Here is a 12,240-nt window from a genome sequence, read left to right as displayed (position 1 = left end):
GTTCCGTGTCAGTGGAGGCGCATTATAGGGAGTTATTTCAGGCTGACAAGGGGAAATTTAAAATAATCTTCCGAGTGCGTGTTTTTTATTCTTTACGTTTATTTTAACGACGTTTTGTTGGTTAATTGGGCTATTTCCCGCGCGAATCTCGCAACCTGTTCCCAATCGGTATACACCACTTCTTTATTCGCATCCGTTTCACCGCCTGACATCTTCATTATCAGTTGGATCATAACGCGGTCATACCAGCGATAGCGGGGATACAGCAAAGCACCCGCAATGACTGCACTGTGATCTGGTCGCCACGGCGAACTCATCAGGAACTTACGCGCATAGCTGTTGGTTTGCGGCGTACGTTTTTCCGGTTTACGGGCAACGAGGTTTACGGAGTAGAACGCACTCGGCATCGAATTCAGCCGTGTGGCATGCTTTTTCACAAACTCCTGAAAAGCAGCATGGTAATGACCATAGCGAATCGAGGCGCCAATCACCACGCTGTCATAATTTTGCCAGTCCGGCTCCGCGGTACGATGCAAATTAACAACATCTGCCCAAACGCCCAGCTCTTTGAGTTCAGAAGCCAGATATTCAGCGATTTCACGCGTTTGTCCGTCCCGGGAAGAAAAAAGAATCAGTGTTTTCACGTGTTACTCCATTATTCACGCCAGAAGGTAGGGGTAAAGAGCACCAGCAGAGTAAAGACCTCCAGACGACCAAACAGCATATTGGCAATCAGGATCCACTTCGCCACAGGGTTCATACTGGCAAAGTTGTCGGCAACAACCCCCAGTCCAGGCCCCAGGTTATTCAACGTTGCCACAACAGAGGCAAACGCGGAGAAGTCATCAACGCCGGTCGCAATAATCGCCAGCATACTGATAATAAAGACCAACGCATAGGCAGAGAAGAATCCCCATACGGCTTCAAGAATTCGCTCCGGCAACGCACGGTTACCCAGTTTGATACTGTAAACCGCATTCGGATGAACCAGTCGTTTCAATTCGCGGTTGCCTTGCTTAAACAGCAGCAGGATACGAATCACCTTCAAGCCCCCCCCCGTCGACCCGGCACAGCCGCCGATAAAAGCAGAACACAGCAGCAGCACCGGCAGGAACAGCGGCCAGCGGGCAATACTGTCCGTGGTAAATCCGGCAGTCGTCGCCATAGATACCACCTGGAAAAAGGCCTGGTTGATCGTCGTGAGCGCCGAGCCATAGGTATTGTGTATCCACAGCACCAACGTACAGACAGCCACCAGCGTCAACTGCACGCCGATGAACATGCGGAATTCCGGATCGCGCCAGTAAACCTTCAGACTACGCCCACTTAATAAAGAGAAGTGCAGACCATAGTTACAACCGGAGATCAGCAAGAAGATTGCAATAATCGTATTAATCGTGGGACTGTCGAAATACCCCACGCTGGCATCGTGTGTGGAAAAACCACCGATGGCAATCGTGGCAAAACTGTGCCCAATGGCGTCAAACGCGGGCATCCCGGCAAACCATAGCGCCAGCGCGCACGCCACCGTCAGTAATACATAGATAAGCCACAGCGTTTTCGCCGTTTCGGCAATACGCGGGCGCATCTTATTATCTTTCAGCGGCCCCGGCATTTCTGCCCGATAGAGCTGCATCCCACCCACGCCAAGAATAGGCAGGATAGCCACCGCCAGCACGATGATCCCCATCCCGCCGAACCATTGCAGCATCTGGCGATAAAAGAGAATCGCGTGTGGCAATGAATCCAGCCCCACCAGCGTCGTCGCACCGGTAGTGGTCAATCCGGAAAAGGATTCAAAAAAAGCGTCGGTTATCGTCAGGTTAGGGCTTTCCGCAAAGATGAACGGTAGCGCACCCACGCTGCCCAGAACGGTCCAGAACAAAACGACAATCAGAAATCCTTCGCGCGATTTCAGCTCGCCCTTCTCTTTACGGTTTGGCCACCACAGCATGGAGCCGATCGCCAAAGCAACGAAGAAAGTTTGGGTGAATGCACGCCCTGCCCCGTCACGGTAGATGAGCGCTACCAGTCCAGGGATAATCATTGTCCCCGAGAATAAGATGACCAGTAGTCCAACGATTCGGGTGATGGCGCGAAAATGCATCTCTGCCGCTTCCTTAGTTCTTTAAAATGAGGTGGGGATTATTCTTCAATCGCTAACAATTGCAATGAACCACGACTAAAATCCGCCAGTTTTGCCGAAAACTCATCCACTTTGGCAAAAGGAAGCGCCACCCTGAGTCGAACAAAAGCCTGGTAATCACTGGCAACGACTTTACCGTCAAACTGCCCCAGCAAGGCTTCAATGCCTGCCAGCTGACCGTACTCACACTGCAAAGTATATTCGGTTAATGGCGTCTTGCGCTGTGTCGTTAACTGGCGCAACGCCTGATTCACACCGCCGCCGTAGGCTTTTACCAACCCTCCAGTACCGAGAAGGATACCGCCGTAGTAGCGCACGACTACAGCGGTAATCTCACCAACACCGCTCCCCATCAGTTGTGCGAGCATCGGTTTACCTGCCGTACCCGCCGGTTCGCCATCGTCTGAAAATCCCAGCTGCTGCGAGTCATTGGGCGCACCCGCCACCCATGCCACGCAATGGTGGCGGGCGTCCGGGTGTTCCGCTTTGACTGACTCAACAAACGCTTTTGCCGCTTCTACGCCGTCCGTATGGGCGAGCAGCGTAATGAAGCGGCTTTTTTTGATCTCTTCGACGACGCTAACCGGCGCCGCAGGGATTAACCAACTGTCCATTACGCCAGTTTCAAATCCCGCGTCATGTTTTCGATATTGTTTTCGTGGACCACCACGTTGTCTTCAATACGAATACCGCCGAACGGTTTCAGGGCTTCAATTTTCTGCCAGTTGAAGTGTTTGCTGAACTGCCCTTCACGCCATGGCGCCAGCAGAGATTCAATGAAGTAAATGCCCGGTTCGATGGTCAGAACCATGCCCGGTTGCAATACGCGGGTGCAACGCAGGTAAGGATACTTCGACGGCGCGGCCAGATGGGTACCACTGTCATCCTGCATAAAGCCAGCGACATCATGTACCTGCAGGCCCAGCGGGTGACCAATGCCGTGTGGCATAAACGGCCCGGTAAGATCGTTTTCTACCATCGCCTCTTCACTCATATCGGTGATGATTTGATGCTTACGCAGCAGCTTCGCGATGCGCTGATGGAACTGAATGTGGTAATCCACGTAGCTGGTACCTGCTTTCATGGTGGCAATCAGCGCCAGCTCTTCGTCGTTAACGTCTTTCACCAGATGTGCATAGTCGTTGTCGCTTTTCGCCGACCAGGTTCGCGTCAGGTCTGCCGCATAGCCGTTGTATTCCGCGCCAGCGTCGAGCAGGAAGCTGCGGATTTCAGACGGCGCCTGATGATCCAGCTTGGTGTAATGAAGAACCGAAGCATGCTCGTTAAGCGCCACGATGTTGCTGTATGGCACGTCGGTGTCGCGGTGACCGGTGGCAGTCAGGTAAGCGAGGTTGATGTCAAACTCGCTCATTCCGGAACGGAACGCTTCTTCTGCTGCACGGTGTCCATTTACCGCCATTTTCTGCGCTTCGCGCATACAGGCCAGTTCGTAGTCCGTTTTATAGGCACGGTAATAATGCAGGTAGTCAATCACCCCTTTCGGGTTGATGTTGCTGGCCGCGATGTCCAGTTGCAGGGCACGTTCCGGAACCGGGCCAATGTAACCGATATTGCCGCGAGCAGCTGGCAGTTGGCTACCGATACCATCCGCTTTCGGCAGCGCGATGATCTCGATTTCTTCCGTCCAGAAAGAGGTAGGCAGCGGCTCAACGTTGTGCCAGTAATCGACCGGCAGGTAGAACCACAGTTTCGGCTTGTTTACGCCATCCACCAGCAACCAGCAGTTAGGAACCTGCGTGACAGGCACCCAGGCTTTGAATTGCGGATTGACCTTAAACGGGTACGGATGATCGTCGAGAAAGACGTTAACAAGTTCGCCTGAGTGAATAAGTAACGCATCCAGCTTGAAGCGCTCCAGCGCGTCGCGCGTCCGTTCTTGTAAGGTAACGATATGATTTTTATAGAGTGCGGCCAGTGATTCCATTTTCTACCCTTCTGTTTTTTTGACCTCAAGTCTCCGCATCTTAGCACATCGCTTTGTGAGTGCGTGATTTCTGCCGAGCGTGATCGAATCGTCATTTCTTTAATCATTCATTTGCATTTTATTAACATAAAACACACACTTCGATTCATCTGGTATGACCAGATCACCTTGCGGATTCAGGAGACTGACATGCTTTACAAAGGCGACACCCTGTACCTCGACTGGCTGGAAGATGGCATCGCCGAACTGGTGTTCGATGCCCCTGGTTCGGTCAATAAACTCGACACGGCCACCGTTGCCAGCCTGGGCCATGCGCTTGATGTGCTGGAAAAACAACCGAATTTAAAAGGGCTGCTTCTGCGCTCTAACAAAGCAGCCTTTATTGTTGGTGCCGATATCACCGAATTCCTTTCACTGTTCCTCGTGCCTGAAGAGCAACTGAGCCAGTGGCTGCATTTTGCCAACAGCGTCTTTAACCGCCTCGAAGATCTACCTGTTCCGACCCTCTCAGCGGTAAATGGTTATGCGTTGGGCGGTGGCTGCGAGTGTGTCCTGGCAACCGATTATCGTCTGGCAACGCCGGACCTGCGCATTGGCCTGCCGGAAACCAAGCTGGGCATTATGCCGGGCTTTGGCGGCTCCGTGCGTATGCCACGTATGCTGGGAGCGGACAGCGCGCTGGAAATTATTGCGGCAGGTAAAGATGTTGGTGCTGAGCAGGCGCTAAAAATCGGTCTGGTCGATGGCGTAGTGAAGCAAGACAAACTGCTTGATGGCGCGATCGCGGTATTACGTCAGGCGATTAAAGGCGACCTCGACTGGAAAGCCAAACGTCAGCCTAAGCTGGAGCCGTTGAAACTCAGCAAAATTGAAGCGGCTATGAGCTTTACCATCGCCAAAGGCATGGTGGCGCAGACGGCAGGTAAGCATTATCCCGCACCGATTACCGCGGTAAAAACCATTGAAGCAGCGGCTCGTTTTGGCCGTGAAGAAGCGCTGAATCTGGAAAATAAAAGCTTTGTGCCACTGGCGCACACCAGTGAAGCTCGCGCGCTGGTTGGGATCTTCCTTAACGATCAGTTCGTGAAAGCCAAAGCCAAAAAGCTCACCAAAAATATTGAAGCACCAAAGCAAGCGGCAGTGCTGGGTGCAGGCATTATGGGCGGCGGCATCGCTTACCAGTCAGCCTGGAAAGGCGTGCCGGTTGTCATGAAAGATATCAACGACAAATCATTAACGCTGGGCATGACCGAAGCGGCCAAACTGCTGAACAAACAGCTTGAGCGCGGCAAAATTGACGGTCTGAAAATGGCGGGCGTGATTTCCACTATTCATCCAACCCTCGACTATAGCGGTTTTGAGCGTGTGGACGTGGTGGTTGAAGCGGTCGTGGAAAACCCGAAAGTGAAAAAAGCGGTACTGGCGGAAACCGAAGATCAGGTACGCCCGGACACCGTACTGGCGTCGAATACCTCTACCATCCCAATCAACGAGCTGGCCAGCGCGCTCAAGCGCCCGGAAAACTTCTGTGGGATGCACTTCTTTAACCCAGTACACCGCATGCCACTGGTTGAGATCATTCGCGGCGAGAAAAGCTCGGATGAAACCATCGCCAAAGTTGTCGCATGGGCAAGCCAGATGGGCAAAACGCCAATTGTGGTCAACGACTGCCCCGGTTTCTTCGTGAACCGCGTGCTGTTCCCGTATTTTGCCGGTTTCAGCCAGCTGCTGCGCGATGGGGCGGATTTCCGCAAAGTCGATAAAGTCATGGAAAAACAGTTTGGCTGGCCGATGGGCCCGGCTTATCTGCTGGACGTGGTGGGAATTGATACCGCACATCACGCGCAGGCAGTGATGTCCGCAGGCTTCCCTCAGCGTATGCAGAAAGATTATCGCGACGCGATAGACGCCCTGTTTGATGCTAACCGTTTCGGACAGAAAAACGGTCTTGGATTCTGGCGTTATAAAGAAGACAACAAGGGCAAGCCGAAAAAAGAAGAGGATGCCACCGTTGATGATCTGCTGGCAGAAGTCAGCCAGCCGAAACGCGAATTCAGTGATGAAGAGATTATCGCTCGCATGATGATCCCAATGGTCAACGAAGTGGTACGGTGCCTGGAAGAAGGCATTATAGCCAGCCCGGCAGAAGCCGATATGGCACTGGTGTATGGCCTGGGCTTCCCTCCGTTCCACGGCGGCGCGTTCCGCTGGCTGGATACGCTCGGCAGCGCGAAGTATCTCGATATGGCCCAGCAGTATCAGCACCTCGGAGCGCTGTATGAAGTTCCGGCTGGTCTGCGTGATAAGGCGCGCCATAACGAACCGTATTATCCCCAGGTTGAGCCTGCCCGCCCGGTTGGCAGCCTGAAAACGGCTTAAGGAGTCACAATGGAACAGGTTGTAATTGTTGATGCGATCCGTACCCCGATGGGCCGTTCAAAAGGGGGGGCGTTTCGTAACGTGCGGGCAGAAGATCTCTCCGCACACTTAATGCGTAGCCTGCTGGCGCGTAATCCGGCACTGGCTCCAACCGCGCTGGATGACATTTACTGGGGCTGTGTGCAGCAAACGCTGGAGCAGGGTTTCAACATCGCCCGTAACGCCGCGCTGCTGGCGGAAATTCCGCACTCCGTTCCGGCGGTCACCGTGAACCGCCTGTGCGGTTCATCAATGCAGGCGCTGCACGACGCGGCACGTATGATCATGACCGGCGATGCTCAGGCATGCCTGATTGGTGGCGTGGAGCATATGGGCCATGTACCAATGAGCCACGGCGTTGATTTCCATCCGGGCATGAGCCGCAACGTAGCAAAAGCGGCGGGGATGATGGGTCTGACCGCAGAAATGCTCTCCCGCATGCACGGCATCAGCCGTGAAATGCAGGATGCTTTCGCCGCACGTTCACATGCTCGCGCCTGGGCTGCAACACAGTCTGGCGCATTTAAAAACGAAATCATCCCAACCGGCGGTCATGATGCCGACGGCGTGCTGAAGCAGTTTAACTACGATGAGGTTATCCGCCCGGAGACAACCGTTGAAGCGCTCTCCACCCTGCGCCCGGCGTTCGATCCGGTTAGTGGAACGGTCACTGCCGGTACATCCTCCGCGCTCTCCGACGGCGCAGCGGCGATGCTGGTGATGAGTGAAAGTCGCGCCCGTGAGCTGGGTCTGACGCCACGAGCCCGTATTCGTTCGATGGCTGTTGTTGGCTGCGACCCGTCAATCATGGGTTACGGTCCGGTTCCAGCCTCAAAGCTGGCGCTGAAAAAAGCGGGACTCTCCACCAGCGACATCGGCTTGTTTGAGATGAACGAAGCCTTTGCCGCTCAGATCCTGCCGTGCATTAAAGATCTGGGACTGATGGAGCAGATAGACGAGAAGATCAACCTCAACGGCGGCGCGATCGCTCTGGGCCACCCACTGGGATGCTCCGGGGCACGTATCAGCACCACCCTGCTCAACCTGATGGAACGTAAAGACGTGCAGTTTGGTCTGGCGACGATGTGTATCGGGTTAGGTCAGGGCATCGCGACGGTATTTGAGCGAGTTTAATCAAAGATAAATTCCCCTAAATAATTCGCGCTGCATCGCGGCGGCAACTGAGCGAATCCCCGGGAGCATAGATAACTATGTGACCGGGGTGAGCAAAGGCAGCCAACAAAGAGGCAGTGTGAATTATGACGGGGAAAGGTTTAGTTGCCGTTCTTCCCGCCTGTCAGGGGCGGGTTTTTTATTTCCATGAACTACCACGCACCACTAACTGCACCGGCAACAGCAGATTCTCTTCCTGATTTTCTTCCAGCAATAAACGCAGCGCTTCACGCCCCAATTGTTGTTTATCAACCGCAATGGTGGTGAGTGGTGGATGTGACCAGGCCGCAGCATCAATATCATCAAACCCCACCAACGCAAGATCTTCCGGGATACGTATACCCTGCTGCGCACACACCCGTTGAACAACCAGCGCTGCCGCGTCGTTATAGGCAAAAATAGCGTCGGGCGGCTCTGGCAGACTGAGCAATTCATTAATCGCCTCCACCAAAGATTGCTCGGTATCCAGCAGTGGCGGCGCAATGGCTTCATACTCTGGCGGCATCAGCAAACGGGCTTCATACAATGCCTGACGGTAGCCCTTCTCGCGCTGACGGATGCTGTAGTGCGCAAGCGAACTGGCAAGAAAAGCGATACGGCTACGCCCTTGCGCAATCAGATGTTGCGTGGCCAGATAACCGCCCTGGGTATTGTCCGGGTTCACGCAAGGCAGGCCCGGCGCCCAGAGATCCACCAGCACCAACGGCAGTTTCATCTGTTGCAGCAAGCCAAGTAATTCAGGCTCAAAAAATCCCGCGCAGATCAGCGCATCAGGCTGGTGCAACATCACCTGCTCACTCACTGCATCGCCAGGACCAATGGAGAGAAAGCTCAGCGCAATACCATGGTCACGACAGTTATCTTCTATCCCCAGCAGCAGTTGAGAATAAAACGGCAATGCCCGGCTGATATTGTGCTGGCGGTGCAGCAAAAACAGGACGCGTTTGATCTTGTCTGCACGCAGGCGAGAAAAATCATAACCCTGCTGCTGCGCCACAGAAATAATGCGCAGCCGGGTATCTTCACGTAGCCCTGGCTGCCCTTTCAGGGCGCGGGAAACCGCGCCAACCGAGACACCACAAGCTTCGGCAATGTCCCTGATACGTACAGGTTTCGTCATGTCACTCTCATTGATTTACGCTGGCCTTTTGCGCCCCCAGCCAAGCCGCGCCGCGTACGCCGCTGCTGTCACCGTGTCGGGCCTGAACGATCGGCGTACGGCACTGTTTACCAAATACGTACTGCGCCACTCGCGCCTGCAAGCTTGAGTACAGTAAAGTGATATTGGATACCCCACCGCCCAGCACGATAACATCGGGATCGAGCGTATTCACCACCCCCGCCAACGCGCGCGCCAGCTGATCGCAATAGCGTTCCCATAACAAACAGGCATCTGCATCACCCGATTCTACCCGTTGCATAATATGTGGCACACCTGCATGTTGCGCGGTGTGATTCATATACTGACGCTCCAGGCCGCTGCCGGAAATAAAGCTCTCAATACAGTTCACCTGTCCGCAATAGCATGTCACTTCAGCCCCATCCCGAGATTCGTGGTAGCGCGGCAATGCATTATGTCCCCACTCTCCTGCACAGGCGTTAGGCCCAGAGATCAAACGGTTATCGATGCATAGTCCACCGCCGCAACCGGTACCGAGGATCACGCCAAATACCACGCTATGCCCGTTTCCGCTACCGTCCATCGCTTCCGACAGGGTAAAGCAGTTGGCATCATTAGTAACAGGCACGGGTATTCCTAACGCTCGCTCAAGGTCTTGAGCAAAAGCCTGCTGATTCAACACCAGGATGTTCGAATTCTTAATCAAACCTTCGCTATCCACCGCGCCAGGCACTCCAACACCAACCGATAAAGACTGATTAACGGCCAGTCTGGCCTTAGAAATCATCTCCGTCACGGCCTGGAAAAAATCACCGTAACTCTGCTTTGGTGTCGCACATCGCTCGCGGTAAACAATTTCACCCGCGTTATCAATCACCACCGCTTCAATTTTAGTCCCGCCGATATCCAGTCCGAGCCTCATGGTTTTCCCTCGTTGATGTCCAGCAATGTGATGCGATACAGCTTGCCTATTTTGTTTACTAAACAAAATGAGACCCGTCACAAAAAATCAGTTTTATGGTTAATAGATAGGAAAAACATGTTTACTAAAAATGTTCTGAAAAGAGGAGTTGTGAGACCAGGCTTGCACCCTGTTAGAAGAAGTAAGGTTGGTGATGGATGCGCCGGAAGGACTCCGGCGCACAGCGCTTAAATGAACGCGAACGCGTCGCCAAACAGGCGATCTTCACGTGCCTGACGCTCATTACAGAACAGGTCGCGCGCGATTTTTGCCATCTCAAAACGACCAGCAATGTAGATATCGTGTTCCGCCAGAGTACCGTAATCCTGCAATACTGCCGTTAACACGGTTCCCGTACGACCACGCCAGCCGTCTTCAGGCTGCTCTACCACCGGCTCAACACGCAGGTTCGGGTGATTCACCGACAATGCTTCCAGCTCTGAGAGATCGTAGAGATGCTTCTCTTCGCGCCCGCCCCAGTAAATCGTGATATCGCGGTTGGGATTGCGTGCCAGCGCGGTAAGCAGAATAGAACGCACGTAAGAGAATCCTGTACCTCCGGCAATCAGGATCAGCGGGCGCTCGTCTTCATCACGCAGCCAGGCTTCGCCATGCGGAATATCGACCTTGATTTCCCGGTCTTTCAGAATACGGTCCATCACGGCCATGGCGTAAAGATTTAGCTCAGAGGCGCCAACGTGCAGCTCAATGAATCCTTGCTCGTCCGGCGTTGATGCCATGGAGAACGGACGCTTATCCCTTTCGTCCATCACGACCATTAAATACTGGCCAGCACGAAAGGAAAACGCCGCGTCTGGCACTAAACGAACGCGATATACGGTGTCAGTTATAGCTTCTACCGAGGTCACTTTACAGCTTAAGGTTGTCATGCGCTCTCTCTGTCGGATCAATAGGCAAAACGATCGCGCCTCAGGCGCTTTTGCCGTCATTAAAGATGGCCAGTTCATCCCAAATTGCGTCAATACGCGCAGTCACTTCAGGATCTTTTTTAATCGGACGTCCCCATTCGCGTTGGGTTTCGCCCGGCCATTTATTTGTGGCATCCAGCCCCATTTTTGAACCAAGGCCGGAAACCGGCGAGGCAAAGTCCAGGTAATCAATTGGCGTATTCTCTACCAGTACCGTATCCCGGGCGGGGTCCATACGGGTAGTAATAGCCCAAATTACATCATTCCAGTCGCGCGCGTTAACGTCATCATCGCAGACAATAACAAATTTGGTGTACATGAACTGGCGCAAAAACGACCAAACACCCATCATGACGCGTTTGGCATGGCCTGCGTACTGTTTTTTCATCGTCACCACGGCCAGACGATATGAACAGCCTTCCGGAGGCAGGTAAAAATCGACGATTTCCGGGAACTGCTTTTGCAGAATAGGAACGAATACTTCGTTCAGCGCCACGCCGAGCACTGCTGGCTCATCAGGCGGACGTCCGGTATAGGTAGAGTGATAAATAGCATCTTCACGCTGGGTAATGTGGGTGACGGTAAAGACCGGGAAATTATCTACTTCGTTGTAGTAGCCAGTATGATCGCCATAGGGCCCTTCTGGAGCCAGCTCGCCCGGTTCGATGTACCCTTCCAGTACGATTTCTGCGCTGGCAGGCACTTCCAGGTCGTTGGAAATACATTTGACCACTTCGGTCTTGGTACCGCGCAACAGCCCGGCAAATGCATACTCGGATAATGTATCAGGAACGGGCGTCACGGCCCCCAGAATGGTCGCAGGATCTGCCCCCAACGCCACTGAAACCGGGAAACGTTCACCAGGATGCGCCGCGCACCACTCCTGATAATCAAGCGCGCCGCCGCGATGGGACAACCAGCGCATAATAAGCTTGTTTTTACCAATCAGCTGCTGGCGATAGATGCCCAGATTCTGCCGCTCTTTATGCGGACCACGCGTGACGGTGAGTCCCCAGGTAATCAGCGGCGCGGCATCTTCCGGCCAGCATGTCATAATCGGAATGCGGTTTAAATCAACGTCATCGCCTGAGTAGATTTTTTGCTGACAAGGCGCACCACGCAACCGCTTAGTCGGCATGTTCAACACCTGCTTAAACTGCGGCAGCTTATCAAACAGATCGCGGAATCCTTTCGGTGGCTCTGGCTCTTTCAAAAACGCCAACAGTTTACCGACTTCTCGTAGCGCCGAGACATCTTCTTGTCCCATCCCCATCGCAACACGCTTTGGTGTGCCAAACAGGTTACACAGCACCGGCATTGAATAGCCTTTCGGATTCTCAAACAGTAACGCAGGCCCACCGGCACGCAGAGTGCGATCGGCAATTTCAGTAATTTCCAGGTGGGGATCCACCTCAAGCGAAATGCGTTTGAGCTCGCCCTGCTGTTCAAGCAGCGTCAGGAAGTCGCGTAAATCGTGATATTTCATGGCGTCCATTGTGGCCTCTTCGTAAGCGCTTCATTATACGGCGTTCATCATTGTGATGCTGT

Annotated in this window: 10 protein-coding genes; 2 read left to right on the top strand and 8 right to left on the bottom strand. The window is 53.6% G+C overall.

Annotation, left to right across the window (positions count from 1 at the left end; genetic code table 11):
- Nucleotides 1-98 precede the first annotated feature (98 nt).
- From hemG to pepQ, 4 genes are read right to left on the bottom strand one after another with little or no spacing between them, the layout of a single operon-like run.
- On the bottom strand, nucleotides 99-644 hold the full coding sequence (gene hemG / locus OGV71_RS02455; RefSeq protein WP_086550646.1) for a menaquinone-dependent protoporphyrinogen IX dehydrogenase: 546 nt from the start codon (nucleotides 642-644) through the stop codon (nucleotides 99-101).
- Between the two features lie 11 nt (nucleotides 645-655).
- Nucleotides 656-2,107 (bottom strand): Trk system potassium transporter TrkH, encoded by a 1,452-nt coding sequence (gene trkH / locus OGV71_RS02450; protein WP_003017848.1) that lies wholly within the window; start codon nucleotides 2,105-2,107, stop codon nucleotides 656-658.
- A 38-nt stretch (nucleotides 2,108-2,145) separates the two neighbouring features.
- Entirely contained in the window at nucleotides 2,146-2,760 is a 615-nt protein-coding gene (locus OGV71_RS02445; protein ID WP_003017851.1) for an IMPACT family protein, read from the bottom strand.
- Nucleotides 2,760-4,091, bottom strand: a complete 1,332-nt coding sequence (gene pepQ / locus OGV71_RS02440) for a Xaa-Pro dipeptidase (protein ID WP_032950648.1) — start codon at nucleotides 4,089-4,091, stop codon at nucleotides 2,760-2,762. Before pepQ ends, OGV71_RS02445 begins: the two co-directional genes overlap by 1 nt.
- Nucleotides 4,092-4,280: 189 nt before the next feature.
- Here pepQ and fadB point away from each other — a divergent pair, with 189 nt between their 5' ends.
- Complete coding sequence (gene fadB, locus OGV71_RS02435; RefSeq protein WP_204583133.1) at nucleotides 4,281-6,470, top strand: fatty acid oxidation complex subunit alpha FadB; 2,190 nt, start codon at nucleotides 4,281-4,283, stop codon at nucleotides 6,468-6,470.
- Nucleotides 6,471-6,479: 9 nt separating this feature from the next.
- Nucleotides 6,480-7,643: an acetyl-CoA C-acyltransferase FadA gene (fadA, locus tag OGV71_RS02430; RefSeq protein ID WP_071696839.1), complete on the top strand. Its 1,164-nt coding sequence runs from the start codon at nucleotides 6,480-6,482 to the stop codon at nucleotides 7,641-7,643.
- Between the two features lie 178 nt (nucleotides 7,644-7,821).
- Here the strand turns inward: fadA and OGV71_RS02425 are convergent, their stop codons facing one another.
- The 4 genes from OGV71_RS02425 to ubiD all read right to left on the bottom strand — a co-directional run bounded on the left by OGV71_RS02425 (nucleotide 7,822) and on the right by ubiD (nucleotide 12,187).
- Nucleotides 7,822-8,802 (bottom strand): LacI family DNA-binding transcriptional regulator, encoded by a 981-nt coding sequence (locus tag OGV71_RS02425; protein WP_071696838.1) that lies wholly within the window; start codon nucleotides 8,800-8,802, stop codon nucleotides 7,822-7,824.
- Between the two features lie 7 nt (nucleotides 8,803-8,809).
- Entirely contained in the window at nucleotides 8,810-9,724 is a 915-nt protein-coding gene (locus tag OGV71_RS02420) for an ROK family protein (protein ID WP_204583134.1), read from the bottom strand.
- A gap of 227 nt (nucleotides 9,725-9,951) precedes the next feature.
- Nucleotides 9,952-10,653 carry an NAD(P)H-flavin reductase gene (gene fre / locus OGV71_RS02415; RefSeq protein ID WP_003017873.1) on the bottom strand — a complete coding sequence of 234 codons (702 nt, stop codon included), beginning with the start codon at nucleotides 10,651-10,653 and terminating at the stop codon, nucleotides 9,952-9,954.
- A 40-nt stretch (nucleotides 10,654-10,693) separates the two neighbouring features.
- The gene (gene ubiD, locus OGV71_RS02410) at nucleotides 10,694-12,187 is read right to left on the bottom strand and encodes a 4-hydroxy-3-polyprenylbenzoate decarboxylase (protein WP_003844649.1); all 1,494 of its coding nucleotides are present in this window, start codon (nucleotides 12,185-12,187) and stop codon (nucleotides 10,694-10,696) included.
- Nucleotides 12,188-12,240: the final 53 nt, after the last annotated feature.

Source organism: Citrobacter sp. Cf088 (assembly GCF_030334295.1).
Lineage (GTDB): Bacteria > Pseudomonadota > Gammaproteobacteria > Enterobacterales > Enterobacteriaceae > Citrobacter > Citrobacter freundii.
The sequence above is the reverse complement of the archived record's forward strand: the minus strand, read 5'-3'. Positions and strand labels throughout refer to the sequence as shown.